Raw genomic sequence first — 23,561 nt, 5'->3', positions numbered from 1 at the left:
ACGGGCCGCGCGGCCCGTTCCCGTAACCTCTCGCGACCATCGCGCCAGCCGGAGTCCCCGGCGCGGTCGATGGCGCGCGCCTTCATCACAGGAGACCTATCATGGCGCACGACGATCCCTTCACTCTCGACCTCTTCGGCAACACCGCTCTCTCCTCGGGCCTCGGCCTCGGCGTGACCGCCTTTGGCGGCGCGTTCGCGAACGACGACGACGATCAGCCCGATCCCTCGACGCCCGCTCCGGCACTTCCAGTCGCAGCCACAGCACGCCCCCCCGCCCCGGTCCGTCCCGGGCGCGGGTCCAACTTCCGTCTCGTCGGCGATCGCCTGCTCGCCAGGACCTGGAAAGAGCGCGGGCGCGACAACATCGCCGTCATCCAGCTCGCGGCCGAGATCGAAGCTGATCAACGCCCGGCCACGCCGCAGGAGCAGGCGCAACTGATCCGGTTCACCGGCTTCGGCGCTTCCGATCTCGCAAACGGCATCTTTCGCCGGCCCGGCGAGCCGGATTTCCGCGAAGACTGGCAGGAACTCGGCTCTTCGCTCGAGGATGCGGTCGGCGAACTCGACTATGCCTCGCTCGCCCGCTGCACGCAGTATGCCCATTTCACGCCCGAGCTGATCGTTCGCGCGATCTGGACGGCGTTGCAGCGTCTCGGCTGGCGCGGCGGCCGCGTGCTCGAACCCGGTATCGGCACCGGGCTCTTCCCGGCGCTGATGCCGGAGGAACTGCGCGACATCTCGCATGTCACCGGCATCGAACTCGATCCGGTCACGGCGCGGATCGTCCGCCTGCTCCAGCCGCGGGCGCGCATCTTCACCGGCGATTTCGCGCGGACCGAGCTGCCGGCCGCCTTCGATCTCGCGATCGGCAATCCGCCCTTTTCCGACCGAACCGTCCGATCGGACCGGGCCTATCGCTCCAAGGGTTTTCGCCTGCACGATTACTTCATCGCGCGTGCGATTGATCTCCTGAAGCCCGGCGCGCTTGCCGCATTCGTGACCTCGCACGGGACGATGGACAAGGCGGATTTCGCCGCGCGCGAGCACATCGCCGGATCGGCCGATCTCGTCGCGGCCATCCGCCTGCCCGAAGGCAGCTTCCGCGAGGCCGCCGGCACCGACGTCGTGGTCGACCTCCTCTTCTTCCGCAAGCGCAAGATCGGCGAAGCCGCAGGCGATCCATCCTGGCTCGACACCGAGGAGATACGCCCGGCAGGCGAAGACGAGAGCGCGATCCGCGTGAACCGCTGGTTCGTGCAGCATCCCGCCTTCGTGCTCGGGACGCATGCGCTCACATCCGGTCCCTTTGGCGAAACCTATACCTGCCTGCCGCGTGCCGGCGAGGCGCTCGAGGGTCTTCTTCCCGCCGCGATCGTTCTTCTCCCGGAGGCGATCTACGATGGTGAGCCCGACGTCATCGACCCTGATCTCGACGAAGACGGCGAGCTGGCGGATCTTGCTTCTCCCTCCGATCGCCATGTGCGCGAAGGCAGCTATTTCGCGGACAAGGTCCACGGCGTCATGCAGGTCCTCGACGGCAGGCCCGTCACGGTCAAGGTCCGCAAGGGCCGCAGCGCCGAGGGCGTGCCCGAAAAGCATGTGCGGATCATCGGCAAGCTGATCCCGATCCGCGATGCGGTGCGCGAGGTGCTCAAATGCCAGGAAACCGACCGGCCGTGGAAGGATGCGCAGGTTCGTCTTCGCATTGCCTGGTCGAACTTCGTGCGCGATTTCGGCCCGATCAACTTCACGACCGTCTCGATGACCGAGGACGACGAGACCGGCGAGGTCCGCGAGACACATCGCCGGCCGAACCTGCAGCCGTTCCTTGATGATCCCGATTGCTGGCTGGTCGCCTCGATCGAGGACTACGACATCGAGACAAACACCGCCAAACCCGGGCCGATCTTCACCGAGCGCGTGATTGCGCCGCCGGCGCCGCCGGTGATCACCAGCGCGGCGGATGCGCTCGCCGTGGTGTTGAACGAGCGTGGCCGCGTCGATCTCGAACATATCGCCGAACTGCTGCATCGCGAATGCGAGGACGTCGTTGCCGAGCTCGGCAGCGCCATCTTCCGCGATCCGGCCGACGGTTCATGGCAGACAGCGGATGCTTATCTGTCGGGTCCTGTGCGCGACAAGCTCAAGACGGCCGAGGCGGCGGCCGCGCTCGACGCTGAGTACGAGCGCAATGTCACTGCGCTGCAAGGCGTCCAGCCCGCCGATCTCAGTCCGTCCGACATCACGGCGCGGCTCGGCGCGCCGTGGATTCCGGCCGCCGACGTCGTCGCTTTCGTCAAGGAGACGATGGGCGGCGACATCAAGATCCACCACATGCCCGAGCTCGCCTCGTGGACGGTGGAGGCGCGCCAGCTCGGCTGGATGGCGGCCGGCACATCCGAATGGGGCACCGATCGGCGCCACGCGGGCGAGCTCGTCGCCGACGCGCTGAACAGCCGCGTGCCGCAGATCTTCGACACCGTGAAGGACGGCGACAGCGAACGGCGGGTCCTCAACGTCGTCGACACCGAGGCGGCGAAGACGAAGCTGCAAAAGATCAAGGACGAATTCCAGCGCTGGATCTGGTCCGATCCCGACCGCACTGACCGTCTGGCGCGCGTCTACAACGACCGCTTCAACAACATCGCTCCACGCGCCTTCGACGGATCGCACCTGAAGCTACCGGGCGCCTCTGGCGCCTTTTCTCTTTATGGGCATCAGAAACGCGGCATCTGGCGGATCATATCGGCGGGCTCGACCTATCTCGCGCACGCCGTCGGCGCCGGCAAAACCATGACGATGGCCTCCGCCGTCATGGAGCAGCGCCGGCTCGGACTCATCGCCAAGGCGATGCTCGTCGTGCCGGGCCATTGCCTCGCGCAGGCGGCGCGCGAATTCCTCGCACTTTATCCGAACGCACGGATCCTGGTCGCGGACGAGACCAATTTCAGCAAGGACAAGCGCCACCGCTTCCTGTCGCGCGCGGCGACCGCGACCTGGGACGCGATCATCATCACCCATTCGGCTTTCCGCTTCATCTCGGTGCCATCGGCATTCGAGCAACAGATGATTCAGGACGAGCTGGAGCTCTACGAGACGCTGCTGACCAAGGTCGAAAACGACGATCGCGTCTCGCGCAAGCGGCTCGAAAGGCTCAAGGAGGGCCTGAAGGAGAGGCTCGAGGCGCTGTCGACGCGCAACGACGACCTGCTCACCATCTCCGAGATCGGCATCGACCAGATCATCGTCGACGAGGCGCAGGAGTTCCGCAAGCTTTCCTTCGCGACCAACATGTCGACGTTGAAGGGCGTCGATCCGAACGGCTCGCAGCGCGCTTGGGATCTGTTCGTCAAGTCGCGCTACGTCGAGATGAAGAATCCGGGCCGTGCGCTCGTGCTCGCGTCCGGCACCCCGATCACCAACACACTCGGCGAGATGTTCTCGGTGCAGCGCTACCTCGGCTACGCGGCGCTGAGCGAGCGCGGCCTCCACGAGTTCGATGCTTGGGCGACGACCTTCGGCGACGTGACGACCGAGCTCGAATTGCAGCCGTCGGGAAAATACAAGCCAGTCACGCGCTTCGCGACCTTCGTCAACGTGCCGGAGCTGATCGCGATGTTCCGCTCTTTTGCAGACGTCGTCATGCCGGAGGACCTGCGCCAATACGTCAAGGTGCCGGCGATCTCGACCGGCAAGCGGCAGATCCTCACCGCGAAGCCGTCGGCGGCGTTCAAACGCTACCAGACGTTGCTGGGCGAACGCATCAAGGCGATCGAGGAACGCGACCGCGCACCCGAGCCCGGCGACGACATTCTCCTGTCAGTCATCACCGATGGCCGGCATGCGGCGATCGATCTGCGCCTGGTCGACCCGGACAATGACAACGAAGCCGAAAACAAGCTGAACCAACTCGTCGGCAACGCCTTCCGCATCTGGCGCGACACTGCCGAGCGCACCTATGTCCGCTCCGACGGCAAGCCGTTCGAACTGCCCGGCGCGGCGCAGATGATCTTCTCCGACCTCGGCACCATCAGTGTCGAGAAGTCGCGTGGCTTCTCGGCCTACCGCTGGATCCGCGACGAGCTCGTCCGCATGGGCGTACCGGCGTCCGAAATCGCCTTCATGCAGGATTTCAAGAAGTCCGAGGCGAAGCAACGTCTCTTCGGCGACGTGCGCGCCGGCAAGGTCCGCTTCCTGATCGGCAGCTCGGACACGATGGGGACCGGTGTCAACGCGCAGCTGCGCCTGAAGGCCTTGCATCACCTCGATGTGCCGTGGCTGCCGTCGCAGATCGAGCAGCGCGAGGGCCGCATCGTGCGCCAGGGCAACCAGCACGACGAGGTCTATATCTTCGCCTATGCGACCGAGGGCTCGCTAGACGCGCAGATGTGGCAGAACAACGAGCGTAAGGCCCGCTTCATCGCGGCGGCCCTTTCCGGCGACACCTCGATCCGCCGGCTCGAGGATATGGGCGAGAGCCAGGCCAATCAGTTCGCAATGGCCAAGGCGATCGCGTCGGGTGATCCGCGCCTGATGCAAAAGGCCGGCCTCGAAGCCGATATCGCGCGGCTCGAACGGTTGCGCGCTGCCCATATCGACGATCAGCACGCGGTGCGCCGCCAGACTCGCGACGCCGAACGCGACATCGAATATTCGACGCGCCGCATCGGTGAGATCGGCGAGGACATCGCGCGTCGCATCCCGACCTCGGGCGACGCCTTCACCATGACGGTGACGGGCGACACGCACGCAGAGCGCAAGCTCGCAGGCCGGGCGCTCCTGAAGGAGATTCTGACGCTGGTCCAGCTTCAGCAGGAGGGCGAGAGCGTGATCGCATCGATCGGCGGCTTCGACCTTGAATATAGCGGCGAGCGCTTCGGCCGCGATGGCTACCGCTACACCACGATGCTGCAGCGAACCGGCGCCGACTACGAGATCGAGCTGCCGGTGACGGTGACGCCGCTCGGCGCGATCGCCCGCCTCGAGCACGCGATCGACGACTTCGAGGGTGAACGCGAGCGCATGTCCCAGCGCCTTGCCGATGCCCGGCGGCGGTTGGCGTCCTACGCATCGCGCGACGGCGGTGAATTCGCGTTCGCGAGCGAGCTCGCCGACAAGCGCCGGCAGCTCGCTGACGTGGAGAAGGCTCTGGCGGAGGATGACGGAAGCGGCGGCGAGATGGCGGTGGCCGCCTGAAATGGAAAAGGGAGAGGAAAAGAAGGGAGAAATGCCCGCTCGCAGATCGGGCGGGCCGTCGACGCTGAAGCTCAACCGCCGCCTGCGCGATCCCGGCCCGTCGTCCTGCGCAGGGCTTTGGCCCTGCTGGTCCTGCCGGGCAGGGATGCTCGGCCGCAGTTGCACCGGCCCGCCCGCTCCGCGGGCCGGGGGGTGTCTTCGGGAAGAAGACGAGAAAGGGCCGGCAGCGCCGGTCCGAAACCCCAAAAAGGAGCGTTCCCATGCAACTCATCAAGGTCGATCCGCGTGCGCTGAAGGAAAATCCTGATCCCCTGCGCCAGACGAAATCGACGCCGCAGGCCGACGCGCTGCTGCTCGCCACGATCAAGGCGGTCGGCATCGTCCAGCCACCTGTCATCACGCCCGAAGCCGGCGGCGGCAACGGCTACATCATCAATGCCGGACATCGCCGCGTGAAGCAGGCGATCGCGGCGGGTCTTGAGGAAATCGACGTGCTCGTCGACGAGGCGTCCAACGACAACGGCGCCATGCGATCGATGGTGACGAACATCGCCTTCGATCCCATGAACCCGGTCGATCAGTGGCGTGCGATCGAGCGCCTCGTCGCGCTCGGCTGGACCGAGGAGGCGATCGGCGTGGCGCTCGCGCTTCCCGTGCGCCAGATCAAGAAGCTGCGGCTGCTCGCCAACGTCCTGCCGGCGATGCTCGATCACATGGCCAAGGGCGACATGCCGAACGAGCAGCAACTGCGCACCATCGCGGCGGCTTCGCTCGACGAGCAGAAGGAGGTCTGGAAGAAGCACAAGCCGTCGAAGGGCGATCCGCAGGTCTCCTGGTGGAGCGTGGCGCAGGGGCTGCAGAAGACCCGCATGTATGCGCGTCATGCGAGCTTCGGCGACGATCTGGCCCAGGCCTACGGCATCCAGTGGGTCGAGGACCTGTTTGCTCCGGCCGACGAGGACAGCCGCTACACCACGAATGTCGAGGGCTTCCTCGGCGCGCAACAGGAGTGGATGACGGCGAACCTGCCCAAGAAGGGCGTCATCGCCGAAACCACGAACTGGGGCGAGGTGAAGCTGCCGCCGAAGGCCGAGCGCGTCTACGGTAAGCCGACCAAGTCCGATTGGACCGCGATGTACCTCGACCGCGAAGGTCGCGTCCAGAGCGTGCATTACCGCATGCCCGAAGCGAAGAAGCCGAAGGGCGGCAAGGGCGCGAGCAGCACCGACAACGCCCCGGAAGACGTCGGGGAAGTGGCGAAGCCGCGTCCCGACGTGACCCGCAAGGGCGTCGAGATGATTGGCGACTACCGCACCGATGCGCTGCGCGAAGCGCTCGGCCGCGCGCCGATCGAGGATGATGCGCTGATGGCGCTACTGATCCTCGCCTTCGCCGGCCAGAACGTCTCGGTGACGACGGGGAGCGGCGGTGTCTACTACGGCCACAGCCGGCTGGCGAAGAACGCGGCGGTGCTGTTCGACGCCGACGGCAAGCTCGCATTCGACATGGACACGCTGCGTGTTGCGGCCCGCACCATGCTGGTCGACGTCTTCTCGTGCCGGGAAAACGCCACCAACAGCGGCATCGTCGCGCGCATCGCGGGCGAGATGATCGGCGCCGACGCATTCCTGCCGAACATGGGCACGGAGGATTTCCTCTCGTGCCTGTCGCGGCCGGCGCTCGAAGGCTCGTGCAAGGACACGCCGGTCCTGCCGCGCCAGCGCGTGAAGGACACGCGCGCAGCTCTCGTCGAGCATTACAAGGAGGGGCATTTTGTCCATCCCAACGCACTCTTCGCCCCCGATCCGGCGAAGCTGTCCGACTGGCTGTCCTCCCGCGCGGTCGCGGCTGACGAGGACGAGGCAGACGAGGATATCGCCGACATCGGCGAGGGCGGTTTCGGCGAGGACGCCGAGGCCTTCCGCGAAGCGGCCGAGTAGCGCCGCCCCCCACCGTTTCGAATGGTTCGCCGCCGCCGGTCTCCGGCGGCGGTGTCGTTTCCACACCCGCGCAATCCAAGGAGGACACCATGTCCGCGCACACAATCGTCGACAACGCACCGATCGGGTCCATCGTCGCCTGGTCCGACGGAACGCCGCAGCCGCCGGCGCGCTTCAACAAGAAGCTGGCCACATGGCAGACCAGCAACAGTCGCGGCCGGCTGATCCGCAAGCAGGGGGGGCGCGGCGTCGGCAACCTATCGCTCTCGGCATGCTTCACCCTGCACGAGGCCGACCATGGCGCTGGCGGTGTCATTGCGATCCGCGTCCATCGGACGTTCTCTCTCGACTCGTCGCTGACGTTCACCATCGTCGAGCGCCCGGCGATCGGATCGGTCCGCGTCTTCGATCGCGCCGGCGACGACGCTGAACTGGTCTATCTCGCAACACACGAGACCGATGCCCGCGAGTGGCTGACGCGCCACGACTATCCGCGCGCCGTGCTCCATGAGGTGACGGCCGACGAGGTCGGCGCCGACATCGTCGAGGGGAGGACCGCGGCATGAACGCCCCCTCCCCTGCCCATCCTCAAACCGAGACCCCCGGATGTCCGGGGGTATTTTTCGGTCGCAGCGCCGACGGTATGCCTGTCGCGCTCGTCGGCGACACGGCGTTCGCCATGGCGATGGCGCGCGACGATCGGCACTATCTCGTCACCGCGTGGAGGCTCTCGCGACCGATGGGCGAGTGGACGCGCGCCGATTTCTACGGGCACTCAGGCGAGCTCGCCGACGAGGCGGCGTTTCGCGCGCGCGTGCTCGAAAACGCCGAACATCAGCGCGAGCGCAAGATGCTCGCCCGTGTGGAGGAATATTCGCGTGCCCATACGCCGTGGGGCACCTCACAGGGTGCAACGATCTACGCCGAGGGTGTCACGTCGCATTCGACTGCCGGGCATGGCGGCTTCAAGCTTTCGGCCGAGCGAAACCGCAAGGTCCATCGCATGCTGCGCTCGGCCGGCGGATGGTACGAGGAAGATGCCGAGTGGGCGATCGTCGCGATCACCTTTCCGCATCTCTTCACCGCCTTCGAGCGTCGCTGTGCGGAGCGGACCATCAAGGACAGCTGGCCCGATGCCTGGGAGGCGATCTTCGGCACCATCCTCATGCCGGGCGAATCGCACGAGAAGGATCGCCGGGCCTTCGAAGCCGCCCATGCCAACGACTGGATCGTGATCTCGGCGATCACGTCGAAGCAGGTCGCGGGCTTTGTCGAGGTCGTCGCGACGCCGGGCGGCAAGCGGGGCTTTGGGACCGAGGAGCGCCGCTTCCTCGTCCCCTCGGACGAATATCGCGTCGGCCGCTTCGGCTTCGTGGTCGATCTCGCTCGCCACCACGTCTATGGCGGCGAGTCGGACTTTATCGGCTGGCAGCCAGGGAGGGAGGCATGATCCCCTCCTCCAATCGTCGTCATCTTCTCCACCGCATGGAGGAAGCACGGCGACAGACGCAGCGCCAGCTCGACATGATCGATCGGCAGATCACGCGGAGGATGACCGCGCTGATCCCGTCGCTCGGCCGCAGGCAGTCCGGGTATCGTCGCGGCAAGCCGCCGGATCCGGGTGCTTTCCTCGAGCGGTATCGCGCGAGCCTGGCGGCGCTCACGGCGGAGCGCCAACCGGAAATCGACGCCTTGGCGCGAAAGCTCGCGCGGCAGGACCATGCAATCGAGGCGCTGCGGCGGCGCCTTGGTATCGAAGACGGCCGACCCGCTGGCCGCCACGCGTGCATCAGCACGACGGTGGATCATCATGCTGCCGGCCCGGCATAGGCGCTGTGGCCGGAAACCGGCGCGTCGATCTTGCGATGATCGGCATCCGAGGGCGTGCGGGTCGAGCAGAGAGCCCACGCCGCCAGCACGGCGCGCTCCGGCCATTGTCAACGGCGCACGAGGGAGCGCGGGCTGTCGCTCCCTGACGCTATCCGGTCGACGCCTGGGCAAGGTTGGAATCAACTGGCCTGCGCCGGCGTCTGGTCCGCGGCCGAGAACATCCAACGCCGGCGGCGACCTTGCCGATGATGGAATGCATCCGCCTCGTGGAAACCTCCAATCAGGCACCCGGCGAGACGACTGGCGCTGGAGTCGTGTGCGTGGGCGCAGCCGGGAGAGAGTGCCGGTCGTCTGCGATGATGTGCCAGGACGTCGCGAAAGCGGCCGGACGGTCCGGCGGGTGTCATGCGTCGCGGCCGGCGGCCTGGTGGTGGGGTGCGGCGGGTACATGAGGTCCTTACCTGTCGGTTTCGCTTGTTGATGGGCGTTCCGGCCCGCCGGCCTCCCCTCGGGTTTTGTTGCGCTCTTAAACCGGCGGCCGGTCGCTTCAAGGCCGCGTGCCGCGCCGCGTTGCGGCCGGAGCTGCCGATCTCGGCACAGCGGGCCCGCGCGCCGCGCGAGGGCTGGAAGCCCTGCTTGCGCGCAAACCCGCTCCGCTCGATCCGGCCGCCCCGGACCCTGAAACGCCCGTCATTCCGCCGGTTTCGGTCGATCGCACCCGAAGGGAGGACCGGCAGGAGCCGATCCGGGCCTTCAGGCGAACCGAAGGAAAGGAAGTTCTCATGACCAAAGCCGCTCGCACCCAACGTCAGCCCGCGAAGGTCGTCCAGCTCCGCAAGAGCACCACGCTCGAAATGGTCAGGCTTGCCTGCCCCGACGCCGCCCAGGCGACGCTCATCTCCGAGAGCTTCGGTCTTCCCGTTCTCGACAGCGACGGGATCCGCGATCTCCATCAGCGCATGATCGTCGAGACGGCCGACAGCCTGAGCGAAGGCCTCGGCGAGAGAGCGATGCAGATTCATCTGCAGCGGATCGTCGGCGCCTATGTCGGCTCCGCGCACGGCGCCGGCCAGTTCTACAGCCGCGCGGTGACCGAGGCCCGCGATGCGACGGCCAAGGCGTCCAACGACCTGCGCGACGAGGACCTCGACGGTCCCGTCGGTTTCGACAGCACCGCGCAGCGCAAGCGCGAGTTCGCCGCTGACATGGCCTTGCAGTCGCACGCCCTGCGCATGGCGGCCGAGGGTGCCGTCGCGGCCTACGAGCACGTCGTCGGCGAGCGCTGGAAGCCCTTCGAGCGCCCGGTCGAAAATCCCGGCCACACGCTCGATCGCAAGGCGGCCGAAATGCAGCTGGCGGCCTTCGGCTGATGGCACCGGGCGAGGCTTCGGCCTCGCCCGTCTTCGATACCACGACGCTGGGCTGGCCCCGATGGGGCCGGCCCCTTTTTCGTGTCGCTGCCGCTGCCGCGGCGCACGACGGCGGCGACGACCGCCATGCGGCCGCTCCTCAAGAAGATGGAATGGAGAAAATGAGGCGGTGCGCATCGCGACGCCCGTCCGGCTTTTGGTCCTGCCAGGGCCGGGGCCCGGCGCAGCGGCTTCGCCGCCCTCCACTTCGTTGCGGCCCAAGGGTGCGCCGCTCCCCTGAATTCCCTGGCGATGGACCGCCGTAACGGGGTCGCGATGGGCGCGACCTCCAAACGGAGGTTCAGGAAAATGACTGAGAAGAAAGAAGGCTCACGGGCCGACATCTACGCGCGCATCACCGATCGTATCGTCGCGGATCTCGAAAACGGTGTTCGGCCCTGGATCCAGCCATGGAGCGCCGGCCACGCGGGACGGCGCATCACGCGGCCGCTGCGCCACAACGGCGAACCTTACAGTGGCATGAACGTGCTGCTGCTCTGGTCGGAAGCGCTCGCGCGCGGTTTCACCTCGCCGACCTGGATGACGTTCAAGCAGGCAATCGAGCTCGACGCTCATGTCCGCAAGGGCGAGTCAGGTGCGACCGTCATCTATGCAAGCCGTTTCACCCGGACGGAGACCGACGGCAATGGCGGCGAGGTCGAGCGCGACATCCCGTTCCTGAAGACCTATTCGGTCTTCAACGTCGAGCAGATCGCCGGACTGCCCGACCACTTCTACCGGCAGCTGGCGCCGACGATCGATCCGATCCAGCGGATCGATCATGCCGATCGCTTCTTCGCCAATACCGGCTCGGTGATCCGGCATGGCGGCGCGCGGGCCTTCTACGCGCCGTCAACCGATCACATCCAGATGCCGCCGTTCGAAACGTTTCGCGACGCTGCATCGTACGTGGCGGTGCTGAGCCACGAGCATGTCCATTGGACGGCGGATTCGCGCCGCGTGGGGCGCGACCTCAGCCGTTATGCGAAGGATCGCAGCGAACGCGCGCGCGAGGAGCTCGTCGCCGAAATCGGATCTGCGCTGATCTGCGCCGACCTCGGCATCGTGCCCGAGCTCGAACCGCGGCCCGACCACGCAAGCTACGTGGAATCGTGGCTCACCGTCCTGCAGGGCGACAAGCGCGCGGTCTTCCAGGCCGCCGCACACGCGCAGCGCGCCGCCGCGTTCCTGCATGGTCTCCAGCCGGCGGAAGCCGCAGAGCGGGAGGCAGCGTAATGTTTCACGTTCCGCCTGGTTCTGGGGAAGACCTTTCGCCCTCCCCGATCCGCTTGCGCGTGCTCTCGCTCGGCGCCGGCGTCCAATCGACGACAATGGCGCTGCTCGCAGCCCATGGCGAAATCGGCCCCATGCCGGATTGCGCGATTTTCGCCGATACCGGCTGGGAGCCTGCCGCCGTCTACGAGCACCTCGATTGGCTCATGTCAGGAAATGTCCTGCCCTTTCCCGTGCACGTCGTGTCGGCTGGCAATATCCGCGACCATCTTCTTGCCGCCGGCGAGGGCCGTCGATGGGCATCGATTCCGGCGTTCACCCGCACGGTCAGGCCTGCCGGTACGCCCATTCCCGTCCTCGGCGAGGATGATGAGGGTGAGCTGATCGAGATCGGCGAACGCCGCAGCGCGGCCGACATCATCTCGATCGGCATGATCCGCCGGCAATGCACGACGGAGTTCAAGATCGTTCCGATCCGGCGCAAGGTCCGCGAGCTCGCGGGGCTTGCCCGTAAGCGCTCGCCCTCCTTCCCTGTCGTCGAGCAATGGATCGGCATCAGCACGGACGAGGTCATCCGGGCGAAGCCGAGCTTCGAAGCCTGGCAGATCAAGCGCTTTCCCCTGATCGAGCGACGCATGTGCCGGCAGGATTGCATGGCGTGGCTGCGCCGCCATGGCTATCCGATCCCGCCGAAGAGCGCGTGCATCGGCTGCCCGTTCCACGACAATGCCCGCTGGCGCGATTTGCGCGATCACGACGCCGAAGCGTGGGCCGATGCCGTTGAGGTAGATCACGCCCTGCGTTCCGGTCTTCGAGGCATCCGTGGCGATGCGTTCCTGCATCGCTCGTGTGTGCCGCTCGACCTTGCCGATCTGTCGACCGCCGCCGATCACGGTCAGCTCGACCTTTTCGGCAATGAGTGCGAGGGGATGTGCGGCCTCTGATCGTCCACCACCGTTCTGGGCAACCGTGTCATCGATCACACAGATTTGCTCATGCGGGTCGAGGTTTCACGCACAATCGTGTTGCAGTTCGTTTCGAGGGGCCACGTTCATGTCAGGCCCATCCATCCTCGCTTCGCTTTAGCTAGCGAGGTCAAATTCTATCTGAGAATCGATCATATGCATCGATCCGCCGAACTGGAGGGTCGGCCTCGTACCGATAGATTTCCGTTCTCAAGAACCGAAGCTCAGCCTCGCGCTGAGCTTCGGGAACATCGATATACCATGCGCGCGGCTGCGCGCCGGAATCGCCGTTCCAACGGTATCCCCGCGCTTTGAGGACATCCTTGAGGTCGAAAGGCGAGTTCTCCGCCCAGATGCGCCAGGAAATGGCACGAGCGCCGTCCAGGAGGCGGCTCAGCCCCGTAACGCCAGATTGGGGCAGCCGCATTGCCAGCAACTCGACGGTAGCAAGACAGTCGTGCATCGCGCGGTGACGGTCGTAGAAGAAACCCGCAGCCTGAACGAGATAGGCGAGTTTTGTGCCCTCGAACCCCTCCGCCGCCCAATCGATCTGGCTGAGCGAGCAGGCCCACGGCTTCGTCGAGAACATGTCGCTGAATCGTTCAAGGAAGCGGCGGTCAAACGCCGCGTTGTGCGCGATCACGAGCGAAGCCGACGCCGCGAATGTGGCCACTGCGGCGGAATCGATGATCTGGCCGGCCACCATCTCGTTGGTGATGCCCGTGATCGCGGTGATTTCCGGGGCGATAGGCTCGCTCGGCTGGCGCAGCCCTTGGAAGCTGCCGCCCACGTTGAAAACGGTGCCATCCAAGCCGTAGTTGAATGGCGTCATGGCGAGTTCGATGATCTCGTCGCGCTGAGGATCGAGCCCTGTCGTCTCCACATCGACCACCAGGCCAAGGCGCAACGGCGTGCCAGCAGGCGGAATGATGCGAGGGCGCGGCTTGAGACGCCGGATGACCTGGTAATCCCCCGTGGCCTCCAGTGTCTGCGCCAGGGTCTCCAGATGGTCAGAAGATGTCATCGCCCGGCGCTTCGTTTACCGCCATCGGCTCCCCTCCAGCCGCCGCAGCAGCGGCGTCGGCCGGTCGGGGCGCGAGGCGAATGTCAGCGGCTCGACCTTCTTCGTGGAACCACAGATCAACGACGGCGGTATCGTCGCTCCGCGGCCGCGGGAATGCCTCCCTGACCTTGAAGGTCGTCGGCAGATTGACCGACGTTCCAAACACCAGCGCGTGCTGCCGTGGCAATGACGGCAACCGCTTCAGGACCGACTCTGAGATGAACGGCGTCATCTGGCGAATCTGGGAGAGATCGTCGGGATTCTGGATTCGGTGAACCAGGAAGTTGGAGCACTGGCTGAGAACCGTCTTGGACAGCTCGCTCGGGCGCTGAGACGCCAGAAGCACGAACATGCCGTATTTGCGTCCTTCCTTGGCGATGCGCTCGAAAATCTTGGTGGCGTCGATGGAAAAGCGGGACGGCGTAGAGGCGACATATCTATGAGCCTCTTCGAGCAGCAGGTGTATCGGGAAGCGGTTTCTCGGTTCCGCACGGCGAAGAAACCGAAAAAGCATGCGTGCGATGACCGCACTGACCAGCTCAACGATTTCATCTTCGACGGAATTGAGATCAATAATAATGACTTGATTGCGTTTGGTGAACGATTCTCCGGCCGCCCTCTGCAGACCGACGATGTTGGTCAAAAACTCCAGATCGCTTACGGCCGCGTCAACGTCAGCTCCTTCGTGACGCAGAAAGGCATATTCTGTTCTCTCCTGGAGGGATCTGAGCCGCGTGACCATGGACGAGCAGTAGTCTCGGATTTGGCGATTTCCGTGAGCCTCCTCGTAGAGGATCGCGAAGTCGAGACACTCGTGCAGCTCATCAAAAGAGAATGGTGTCCGATTATAGGCTGGTAAGGGCGCGTCCTCCCGGAGCTTTTTTCTCACTTCGTCCAGAAACGCCGATTGGTTGTTCCCCGAAAAATTTCCATACTGAAAATTGGGATTAAAGCGGTTCAGAAGCGCCATATTCAGGTGGTTTGTCGGATACTTCTGGAGAAGGGAGACGACACGCTGAAATTTTGATACGGGCGAGTCGCCATCCGCCCCTCGAAAGCACTCAATGATGCAGGTGGCGACAAAGTGCTCGCGCAGCGCCAGAGCTTCTGGCGTGTTGGCGTGAAAGAGACTTGTCAGACCCAACGCCGTGCGAAGGACCGGCAGTTGTGTTCGCTCGCTGGCCTGCAAGAGCAGTTCCCATTCTGCCATCTCAAGGAACCAATGCGGCATACGGAAGCCTGCCGCCGTGCCGTCGAGGACGACGCGCTCGACCCCAATTGCGCCCTCTTTCGCGGAAGCAGCCAGAGCGGCGTGATACTCGCCATTGACGTCGAAGACGACGAAGGTCGCGCCGCGGGCGTGATGCTCTTTTGGCTTGCTGAAAAGGGACTGTAAGACCGATGCGACCGTGCAGGATTTACCGCTGCCGGTATTGCCGAGGACCGCGACATGGCCGCCGAAAAACTCATTCAACCGGACCTTGATGTCGTAGTCCTCGAACACCACCGATTTGCCGATCGGCAGCACCCGGTAGCGCGTGGCCCCTTCGGGTTCGCAGGCGCCACCATCCGGGCCGACTGACGGCTCGACGGCCGCTTCGGTCTCAAAGATGCGATCGAGTTCGCCATCCAGTGCATAGAGTGCGTCCGCATACAGAGACGGGAAAACGGACACACCGAAACGGAACGCGCCGCCGCGCATCGGCAACATGCCGACCGGCACCACGTCCAAATATTTCGAGGAGCCGGCCCGATCGAAGTCTCCTCGCTCGGACGGGGTGCTCGCGTCGCGCTCACGCAGGCCGACGACCTCGACCACGACATATTCCGACTGCGACGGAATCATCAGGAACGATCCCAGCCGCGCCACATAATGCACGCCGTCGAAACCAACGACCGTAAAGTTGTCGGTGCCGACGTGCATCTCCACGACAAAGCGGTCGGCCGCGACCGAGACCACCTTGCCGATCGCGCGTTTGCGATCGTCGTGGCTCATGCCTCGCCATCCTTCGTCTCGTCGTCCCTTTTCGGCGCCAGTTCGGACAACACCTTGCGAACGGCGTCATCGATCCTGTCGCTGGGACGCTGCGGCATGAAATGCTCGACGATCATGTCGAAGTAGTGCGCCCTCGTTCCCTCGGCAGGACCATCGCCTCCAATGATCCAAATGCGCGGGTCGCGCAGCGCTCGCAGCTTGGCGATCTCACCGGCCGTATCCGGCGCCGCGAAGATCACCAGACGGAACGTCGGGATCGTCAACGCCTGGTAGATGATGTTGTTCAGGTGCTCATCACTGAAGGCGTAGCCTGCCGTGATGAGAACGCTCTGCTCGCGCACGATCCGGGATTGAAATTCCCGGAACAGGTCCGCGTAGGGCGAGCCGAGCGAAGAATTCTGCTTCGCCGGCGTCGGATAGATCAGCATCTGGTTCGTGGACTCGAGCGGCCAAACCTCCTTAATCGGGAACAGGCCATGATCATCCTCGGTCCAAGTGACCGAACCATGCAATTTGCAAAGATAGACGAAGGCGTCGACGGCGGTCCACTTGCGGCTGGTGAGGTCGAGTTGCTCGGCCAGGGCATAGCGGAAGATCGCCGGGTTGAAGCGACGTTCCACCACGCCGGAAAAGCCGTTGGCATAGGGAATGCCGAGGCGATCCATCGCCAATTCGCTGAAATGATCGTAGTTGGTCGTGAACACCCACGGCCGGGGCAAGGACCGATCTCGCAGGACCATCTTCTTGTAGAACCGCTCGTAGAGGTCGCGCACGGTAGTATCGCCCTCCGTGGCGAAAGCCCCTTGGGTGACACGGGTCCATAGGAAATCCTGGACCTTCTTGATGATGCCGCCGAGAATAGCGCGGAAGGGGTGAAGATCGGGATTCTCGCTCTGGCGCAGCACGAACCGCTGCGCGAACAGCACCTCCATCAGGCGTTCCAGATTGCGGCTGCAGTCCTTCGCCAGGTCGATCCCAAGCGCATCGAGATAGTCGAGTTCAGCCTTGGTCAGCCGCCACGGCGCAGGGGCAGCGCCGACGACCGGCGGATCGCCATAGAATCCCGCCGCGCGCGCATCGAGGGTTTCTCCGCAAAACTCCTTGGCCAAGGGCGCCATGGTCGCAATGCCGAGTTCTTTCTTGTCCTTCATCAGGGAGGAACAGCCGGCGCCGAGCAAGAACGCGATATTCTTGGCGTTCATGGCCTCGGAAATCGCCTGGCGGACGCTCTCAATCCCCTTGTTCCAGTCGAGTTCCGATGGTTCGGCATCGCCGTTCCGCAGAAACTGGAATTTTCGCTCCTCTCCGACTTCGCTCATATCCCCCCGATCCTCCCAGTTTCTTATTTGGCTGCGTAGGAGGCCGACGCATCGATGCCCGCACATTGCGTGACAAGAGAGGCGAAGGAGTCATTGTCTTCCAACAACAAATCATTCCCGACCCCACGGCCGTATCCATCAAACAATTTCAACATAACCGATCAACTCCGCTGAATAGCTTCCGTCACCGGCAGCGCCGCCCTTATGCTTCAGATCCCGTTGAAGGGTTGGTTCTACAGATGTAGCGAATAGCGAAATCCGTTCCTCTTGAGATAGCTTGGGGTGATTGGACTCCGCCCGCAAGAAATGTGCGGCTTGGCGCTCAACGACGGGAACGCGCGTGCCGTCCTTGTTGACGGCTATAGGCTGAACGGCAATGCGCCTTTCGCCATTTCCGACTGACATTTCGATCAGCCAGAAGGACAACAGCGTAATTCCGCTTCCACCCCCTTGCGCCGCGGCACCGAGGTTTTCCGGTGCAACACTGCGCCACCGGCCGAGCTCCTCTTGGACGAGGGGATGGTCCAGCCCCATAAGATCGAGGTTGTCGCTCGAGGTAGCGATGTCGCGGTTGAGCGTGAACCGCTTCTTCTGTCGGCCGTCTGCGCCGACAAGCTCGTAGGTCTCATCGTTCACCTTGGTGAGCCGTTGGTTCCGGCTACTTACGGCCGCGGACAGAAAACCGACCAACCTGTCCATGCTCGACGAGATGTCGGAGAACGGCTTGTAGTCGTCGAGGCTGAAGCCGTCCAAATCCTGGAAGAGGTCGAAGACCACCTCCCGCGCCTCACGGGCATTGGATAGAGCAGCCTCCAGCTCAACGGCGGTTCGCTTCAACTCAGGGTCGGAGAGAGCTTCCTGATAGAGGCGATCGTAGTTCAGCCGCTCCGAGAGCTGTCCCAGAATCTGCGAGCGAAGGTCCTCGGCCACATTTCCCTGATCATCGACCTTTCCTAGCGTTCGAGCGATCTCAGTGAGCTTGTCATCGAGGAGCAGATAGATGCGCCCCTCGATCGTGTCCGACAGGACCAAGTTATAGACTTGTGCCGTGTGTGCCTGGCCATAGCGGTGAATGCGTCCAATCCGCTGTTCCATGTCCATCGGGTTCCACGGCAGATCGAAATTGAACAGTATCCTAGCGAACTGGAGATTGATGCCTTCGCGGCCGGCCGCAGTGCAGACAAGCACGCGTGGGCCGTCCTTCAGCTTGAAGCGACGTTCCGCGGCGACCTTGGCCCCATGATCGCCGCCGCGCAAAACCACAACGCCCTGGCCCGGATAGACCTGTTCGATTTCCCGCGCGAGTAAATCGACGGTGCCGAGATAGGTCGCGAAGATGACGATTTTTTCGTTGGGGTTCTGGCGCCACAGCGTCCCCAGACCATCAAGCAGCTTCTGGACTTTGGTTTCTCGCCGTTCCGGAAACATCGACAGCAAATCCGCTATCCGCAGCCGTTCTTCCGGCAAGTGGAGATCCACCGCGGCCGAGGCTACGTCTTCTATGTGCGATGACGCAAACTCGCTGCCGTAAGGGTCGGCGGCCAATTCGAGAGCCTCTTCGTCGAGCTTCTTGGCCAGCCGGTACTTGAGATCCGCCATGACGCGATCGACCTCTGTCCTACCGATGGGGTCGCGGCCGAGGTCCCATTCGGTCTGGATCAACTCGCGGGCTTCATCGTACAGGCGCTCCCGCCCCTCGATGTCGAGGTCGCGGTCGCGCAGCAGGGCTTCATGCAGAGTGAGCATGAGCATTCGCCGTTTCAGCGTCCGGCGGACCGCGGCGAAGCTTGACGCGGCAATCTTCTGGAAAATAGCCATCAGGAAGCCGAGTGCGCGGCCTTGATTGCCCTGTCGCTTGGCCAGGTCAAAGCCGTCCTCAAGGTACTCCCGGAGCTTCTCGTAGAAGCGCCGTTCCTCATCGCACATGAGGAAGGACTCCGTATGCACCCAGCGGCGCGCGAAGAGGGGCTCGCCGTCGGGACGGCAAGCGTCTGCCTTGGTGCGGCGGAACATGACAGTGTTCAGGCGATGCCGGTTCTCGACCATCTCTTCCGGACTGCCGAAGAGGGTCGGATTGAGCAGCTGGACGAGCATCCAGAACTGGAAGTGATTGCCCTGGTGCGGCGTCGCCGACAGCAGGATGAGGTCGCGCGTGTGCCCCTTGAGCGCTTCGGCAAGCTTGTAGTTCTCCGTCTTGCGCACCTTTCCGCCGGTCCGGTAGGCGGTCAGGTGGTGAGCTTCGTCGAACACCACCAAGTCCCAGCGCGGTGCTTCGAGCAGCCGCTTGATACGCGCCGGGCGCTTCAACGTGTCGATGCTGGCGATTAGCCGGTCGTGCTTGGCGAAAGCATTGGTCTTGCGGTCCGTGATGTCGCCTTCCGAACCGAACACCTCGAAATCGAGATTGAAGACCTCGTTGAGTTCCCGGTGCCAGTTGTTTACTAAACCCGCCGGGACGACCATCAACGCGCGGGCGAGCTCGCCTCGGCTCGCAAGCTCCCGAAGAATGAGCGCCGTCTCGATCGTCTTGCCCAGGCCGACTTCATCCGCGATCAGGAAACGTCGTGGCGATGCGGTGGCGATGCGGTGCGTCAGCACGACCTGGTGCGGCAACAGGTCAATCCGCGCCGACGTGAGCGCTGAGGCGCTCTCCATCACCGGCAGGGCATGGGCTTCGTAGGAGAGCCAGACGGTGCGCAAGCGTTCCGGTGTACCTTCGACCGAGCGCAGGATGCGCTCCGTGCGGGAAAGCTCCCGCTGGACGTTGGCCAGCGGGACGCGCCTTTCGCCGATGCTGAAGAAGGCGCGCAGATAACCATCGTGCAGCACATCGAGCACCACGCCCGCACCGAATTCAGGATGCGTTATTCGCTCGCCTGGGGAGAAGGTCACACCGGCCATCGAGCTGTCTCACGTAATCCGTAAATGGAACAAGCCGACCGGCTTGCCCCCTTCGGACATGACGATCTCCTGTGGGTACTCACGAGCCTCGCCCCAGAGAATGCGGCCGAACTCAATCTGCTGATCTGCATAGGGAGCGGAACATCGCCACCGGACGGCATCGGTCGCCATGTCCGTGTGGAAGCGGCGTTCGCCTTTGGGCAACCAGAAGATCAGTGCGGCTTCTCCCGAATACTCATCCTGGAACGAGAGGATCGCCGACTTCAGCTCGTTGCCCAGCCAGCTATCCGCATCCGTAGGAGCCAAGAGATCGAGGCAGGCATCGAGCCCGGCCACAACCAGCGTATTCCCGCTATTGCTCGGCAGGTCGTCCGGCCAGTCCCTGGCAGCGCGCATGAGCTGGCGCAGGCTGAAGACCTCCGAAGGCTTGGCGACGGCGGACAGGGCTTCGTCGTCCCAAACCCAGCTAACGCCACGCCGCTGCCAGACGCTGTCGAGCATTCGCTTCATGCTCATTCCTCCTGAAACAGTGACAGCTGCGCCACTTCGGCCTTATGGCTCTCGGCCCAGTTGTTGTAGATCGTCTGCGCCCTCGAGGCGGCATTCCGTACCTGCTGTGTCGCACCACGCCGGCCCAGCCATTCGAGCAGACCCTTCAAGGCCGGGTGCGGTTTGAAGTTTTCGTTCTTGAGGGTATCCGAGGCGTTGATGCCGCTGCCGTCAAAGCAGGCGCCGACCAGCACCAGCGCCTGATCCAAATCGGCCGTCAGCCGTCGCTTGTGGCGACCCTGCCAGTCGCGGGCGAAAGTGAGCGGATCGGCCAGATGGAAGACCTTCTTCTCTTCGCTCGCCCAGCCGCGGTTGGTGAATTCATCGGGCGCGATGCCCGAGCCGCGCAGGAGCTTCTGCATCTGATCACGGGCAAGCTCATACTTGCCATCGAAGATTCGCAGGAATTGACGGGTGATCGGCTCCGCCGTCACTGGCGGCGGTTCGGCCGCCTTGTTCGCGTCTTCATCGATCAGTTGGTTGATGCCGACGAGGGCATCTTTCACCGAGATAGCGCGACCCTCATCCACATAGACTTTGCCGTAGTGGCGCGAGAAATACTCCAGCGCCTTGCCCCGCCGAATGACCTGAAGGTCGGCCGCCGGCAGGCCGGCGCGGGCATGGTTCTCCAACATGGCTTGAAGCTGACGGACATCCGCCAAGACCTCGCGCCGCATCCGGCCCCAACTCACGGGCTTCGGCTCTTCGGTGCGCTTTCGGCAGACATGGATAATGTCGTACTCAATTGTCTTCGAGCCAAACTCCCCTTCGCCTTTCGTTTCATCGGAACGAATCGGATAGGTTGCTTCGAGAAAGAAGCCAGCATCGAACAAGGATTCGAGCACTGATACCCACGGCGCATCTTCGCTGTGATGGAAAGTGAAGGCCAGAAGGCCACTGGGCTTGAGCGCGCGATGGGCTTCACGCCAACACTGTGTAAGCAGCCGCTGGTAAAAGCCGTCCGGATCTTCTGGTTCGCGTGCACGGTTGGCAACCGCTTCTAACGATTTGGGTGTATAGTCGGTTCGGAAATAGTCGGGATACTTGTCCTTCAGTACGAGCCGCAGCCAGACGTAGAAGAAATCGGAGAGCTCCGAATAGTGCAGCAGGCCGCCGAATGGCGGATCGGTGATAACCAGATCGAGGCTAGCCGTCGGAGCGTAGGTGATATCGGTGGATGACCCTTGGAACACATCGACTTCGCCAACTGGATCGCCTGGAAAGACCTTCTCGCTCTTGCCTGTAAGCTGCTCGGCCAACGCCGTGTCGTGCCGCCTCAGCGTTTCAACGCTGACAGCTTCCCACGGAGCGAGCGTCCACTCGCGCCCCTCAACAATCCCTTCCACGCAGGCAGCCCAATTGCCGCGCCCCAGCATAGGAAACACGCAGTTCTCGACAACAGTGGACTTGGGGTGGAAATTGTTGTTTGCGAACTGTGGCTCAAGCTTGTCACCTTGCACGTTCCACAGCGTGAACTGACTTTGATTGCGGAGGTATTGCTGGAACGCACCGAGCACAAATTCGCGGGTCTTCCAGTCGTAGCTGCCGACAGTCACGATCGCCTTCAATAGTTGCGCGTGGACTAGCAACTGGCGAGGATTGAACATGTCCGACCAGTTGAGGTAGCCGTGTCGAGGAAGCGGCTGTCTCTGATGAGTCATGTGTCCAAACGGAATGCAGCTTCGAGGCCAGTAGTCCTTGAGGTCAATATTTTTGCGGTTGTCCCACTCTGCGAGCGCGGCGTCGTACTGTTTGGCAGTAGGCACTCCTGCCTCAGCAAAGAACCGTCCGCTGTAAGGCTTGCCCGCTGCATTACGCTTCGGCGCGTAGCCCTGGATCGCATACATGCTTGAAGGTGCAGTTTTCTGTGTTGCCTCAATCGCGTCTACTAGCGGCTGCACCGTACCACATGCTGCGCAAGCAAAATTGGCTGGCTTTGGCACTGTGCCCTGCTCGGGCGCAAACGTGGCGCCCGTTTCCGGATCGGTCACTGCGCCCGGAAGTGCGCCGCGTACCTCCAATAACCGAATCTTTTTGGCGCGTGCTGCATTCCATCGCGTGGTCGCCGCCACATCGTCCTGCACCGTGCCGCCGTAGGGACGACCACTCGCGTCTTGCTTTGCTTCGCCAGCCAGCCATTGCGGGTGCAAGAGCAAGGTTAGCTCTACCTTCTTGCTCTTCCCTTTGCCAAGCTTGACCATCGACGTGTAGCCGCAGCTGGGGCAGTTCACGCGGCCCTTCGGATCGAGGATGGTGTAGGGCTTCTCATCGGGCGCGACATAGAGCGGGACGTCGGGCGCCATCCGGGCCTCGGCTTCCTCAACATCGAACGCTGTGCCGCAGGACGCGCACGCATGCTCCCAGCTCTTCACTGTCAAAGTCTTCACCGCCATGACGGGGCTGGTCATGATTGGCGTGCGGTGGCCGCAGCCCGTCACCTGACACGGGCCGTGCTTGGCCCAGAACGTGTAGATGATCTCCGGTCCTTCGTAGCTGTAGTCCTTCCGCTCCCCTGGCTTGAGGGATAGCGGGTCGAAATCCGGCCCCATGACCTTGCCGGTGGGCTTGTGGGTCCAGGCGCCTTTCTCGCCGTTCGGGCCGTCGCAGTAGTAGAACGGCATGATCTGAGGCTTCACCTCAGCCTCGATGTCGGCCAGAAGCCGCGTCACCTCTTCTAGGTTAACCTCGGCCAATTCCTGCTTGACCACGAACCACGCAACGGGGTTGAGGTCGTTACCCGACATCTGCATCCCGAGGCGCGATCCCTCGACCAACGTCGTACCGCCACCCATGAAAATGTCGGCGACCTTTAGATGCTTGTACGCGCCCTTCTTCTGGTGGTTGGCGTAATAGTTGTCCCACACGAGCTTGGCAGCCAGTGCCGGATCCTCCGGGGCCTTCGTCGCTGCCGCGATGAGCATGGAGCGAAAGACGCTCGACCGGCGCCGAGCCCACCACTTGGACATCTGATAGATCGGCTTGCCCGCGTTGCCCTCGATGACCGCCACCTGATTGACGGGCAGAATGGGGAAATCGACTTCAAGACAGGTCTTCGGCCGATTGGGATCGTTGAAGTCCACCGTCTCCAGCGCGACGGCTTTGCCGGCGTTGACCGCGCGTGCCACTTCCTGGGCAATAAGCTCTTTCTTTGTCGCCAC

The 23,561-nt window shown here is 63.6% G+C and carries 14 protein-coding genes; 8 read left to right on the top strand and 6 right to left on the bottom strand.

The annotated features are described in order from the left end of the window. Nucleotides 1-101: 101 nt before the first annotated feature. From ABMA32_RS22915 to ABMA32_RS22880, 8 genes are all read left to right on the top strand, one after another. On the top strand, nt 102-5,198 hold the full coding sequence (locus ABMA32_RS22915; RefSeq protein ID WP_349016068.1) for an Eco57I restriction-modification methylase domain-containing protein: 5,097 nt from the start codon (nt 102-104) through the stop codon (nt 5,196-5,198). A 260-nt stretch (nt 5,199-5,458) separates the two neighbouring features. Continuing rightward, a complete protein-coding gene (locus ABMA32_RS22910; protein ID WP_349016067.1) occupies nt 5,459-7,138 on the top strand; it encodes a ParB N-terminal domain-containing protein in 1,680 nt (559 codons plus the stop codon). Nucleotides 7,139-7,227: 89 nt separating this feature from the next. Next, nucleotides 7,228-7,704: a hypothetical protein gene (locus ABMA32_RS22905; RefSeq protein ID WP_349016066.1), complete on the top strand. Its 477-nt coding sequence runs from the start codon at nt 7,228-7,230 to the stop codon at nt 7,702-7,704. Then, nucleotides 7,701-8,588: a DUF7007 domain-containing protein gene (locus ABMA32_RS22900; RefSeq protein ID WP_349016065.1), complete on the top strand. Its 888-nt coding sequence runs from the start codon at nt 7,701-7,703 to the stop codon at nt 8,586-8,588. Before ABMA32_RS22905 ends, ABMA32_RS22900 begins: the two co-directional genes overlap by 4 nt. Beyond that, nucleotides 8,585-8,968: a hypothetical protein gene (locus ABMA32_RS22895; protein ID WP_349016064.1), complete on the top strand. Its 384-nt coding sequence runs from the start codon at nt 8,585-8,587 to the stop codon at nt 8,966-8,968. The genes ABMA32_RS22900 and ABMA32_RS22895 overlap by 4 nt, the downstream gene beginning before the upstream one ends. 782 nt (nt 8,969-9,750) lie before the next feature. Next, nucleotides 9,751-10,338 carry a hypothetical protein gene (locus ABMA32_RS22890; RefSeq protein ID WP_349016063.1) on the top strand — a complete coding sequence of 196 codons (588 nt, stop codon included), beginning with the start codon at nt 9,751-9,753 and terminating at the stop codon, nt 10,336-10,338. Nucleotides 10,339-10,686: 348 nt separating this feature from the next. Then, complete coding sequence (locus tag ABMA32_RS22885) at nt 10,687-11,613, top strand: ArdC family protein (protein ID WP_349016062.1); 927 nt, start codon at nt 10,687-10,689, stop codon at nt 11,611-11,613. Next, entirely contained in the window at nt 11,613-12,554 is a 942-nt protein-coding gene (locus ABMA32_RS22880; RefSeq protein WP_349016061.1) for a hypothetical protein, read from the top strand. Before ABMA32_RS22885 ends, ABMA32_RS22880 begins: the two co-directional genes overlap by 1 nt. Before the next feature lie 151 nt (nt 12,555-12,705). Here the strand turns inward: ABMA32_RS22880 and ABMA32_RS22875 are convergent, their stop codons facing one another. The 6 genes from ABMA32_RS22875 to ABMA32_RS22850 all read right to left on the bottom strand — a co-directional run bounded on the left by ABMA32_RS22875 (nt 12,706) and on the right by ABMA32_RS22850 (nt 23,561). Further along, nucleotides 12,706-13,599, bottom strand: a complete 894-nt coding sequence (locus ABMA32_RS22875) for a 3'-5' exonuclease (RefSeq protein ID WP_349016060.1) — start codon at nt 13,597-13,599, stop codon at nt 12,706-12,708. After that, nucleotides 13,586-15,634, bottom strand: a complete 2,049-nt coding sequence (locus ABMA32_RS22870) for an ATP-binding protein (RefSeq protein ID WP_349016059.1) — start codon at nt 15,632-15,634, stop codon at nt 13,586-13,588. Before ABMA32_RS22870 ends, ABMA32_RS22875 begins: the two co-directional genes overlap by 14 nt. Beyond that, nucleotides 15,631-16,953 (bottom strand): SIR2 family protein, encoded by a 1,323-nt coding sequence (locus tag ABMA32_RS22865; protein WP_349016058.1) that lies wholly within the window; start codon nt 16,951-16,953, stop codon nt 15,631-15,633. The genes ABMA32_RS22870 and ABMA32_RS22865 overlap by 4 nt, the downstream gene beginning before the upstream one ends. Nucleotides 16,954-17,091: 138 nt before the next feature. Further along, nucleotides 17,092-19,854 carry a DEAD/DEAH box helicase gene (locus tag ABMA32_RS22860; protein WP_349016057.1) on the bottom strand — a complete coding sequence of 921 codons (2,763 nt, stop codon included), beginning with the start codon at nt 19,852-19,854 and terminating at the stop codon, nt 17,092-17,094. Nucleotides 19,855-19,863: 9 nt separating this feature from the next. Continuing rightward, the gene (locus ABMA32_RS22855; RefSeq protein WP_349016056.1) at nt 19,864-20,364 is read right to left on the bottom strand and encodes a hypothetical protein; all 501 of its coding nucleotides are present in this window, start codon (nt 20,362-20,364) and stop codon (nt 19,864-19,866) included. Between the two features lie 2 nt (nt 20,365-20,366). Next, the gene (locus ABMA32_RS22850; RefSeq protein WP_349016055.1) at nt 20,367-23,561 is read right to left on the bottom strand and encodes a DUF1156 domain-containing protein; all 3,195 of its coding nucleotides are present in this window, start codon (nt 23,559-23,561) and stop codon (nt 20,367-20,369) included.

The sequence above is a fragment of the Mesorhizobium quangtriensis genome (assembly GCF_040081925.1).
In the GTDB taxonomy this organism is placed as follows: Bacteria; Pseudomonadota; Alphaproteobacteria; order Rhizobiales; family Rhizobiaceae; genus Mesorhizobium_K; species Mesorhizobium_K quangtriensis.
The sequence above is the reverse complement of the archived record's forward strand: the minus strand, read 5'-3'. Positions and strand labels throughout refer to the sequence as shown.

Bases quoted from the DNA above. Each gene is read 5' to 3' on its own strand.
- ABMA32_RS22885 (WP_349016062.1), top strand. From the start codon at position 10,687: ATGACTGAGAAGAAAGAAGGCTCACGGGCCGACATCTACGCGCGCATC.
- ABMA32_RS22895 (WP_349016064.1), top strand. From the start codon at position 8,585: ATGATCCCCTCCTCCAATCGTCGTCATCTTCTCCACCGCATGGAGGAA.
- ABMA32_RS22855 (WP_349016056.1), bottom strand. From the start codon at position 20,364: ATGAAGCGAATGCTCGACAGCGTCTGGCAGCGGCGTGGCGTTAGCTGG.
- ABMA32_RS22860 (WP_349016057.1), bottom strand. From the start codon at position 19,854: ATGGCCGGTGTGACCTTCTCCCCAGGCGAGCGAATAACGCATCCTGAA.
- ABMA32_RS22875 (WP_349016060.1), bottom strand. From the start codon at position 13,599: ATGACATCTTCTGACCATCTGGAGACCCTGGCGCAGACACTGGAGGCC.
- ABMA32_RS22905 (WP_349016066.1), top strand. From the start codon at position 7,228: ATGTCCGCGCACACAATCGTCGACAACGCACCGATCGGGTCCATCGTC.
- ABMA32_RS22900 (WP_349016065.1), top strand. From the start codon at position 7,701: ATGAACGCCCCCTCCCCTGCCCATCCTCAAACCGAGACCCCCGGATGT.
- ABMA32_RS22880 (WP_349016061.1), top strand. From the start codon at position 11,613: ATGTTTCACGTTCCGCCTGGTTCTGGGGAAGACCTTTCGCCCTCCCCG.
- ABMA32_RS22890 (WP_349016063.1), top strand. From the start codon at position 9,751: ATGACCAAAGCCGCTCGCACCCAACGTCAGCCCGCGAAGGTCGTCCAG.
- ABMA32_RS22915 (WP_349016068.1), top strand. From the start codon at position 102: ATGGCGCACGACGATCCCTTCACTCTCGACCTCTTCGGCAACACCGCT.
- ABMA32_RS22865 (WP_349016058.1), bottom strand. From the start codon at position 16,953: ATGAGCGAAGTCGGAGAGGAGCGAAAATTCCAGTTTCTGCGGAACGGC.
- ABMA32_RS22910 (WP_349016067.1), top strand. From the start codon at position 5,459: ATGCAACTCATCAAGGTCGATCCGCGTGCGCTGAAGGAAAATCCTGAT.
- ABMA32_RS22870 (WP_349016059.1), bottom strand. From the start codon at position 15,634: ATGAGCCACGACGATCGCAAACGCGCGATCGGCAAGGTGGTCTCGGTC.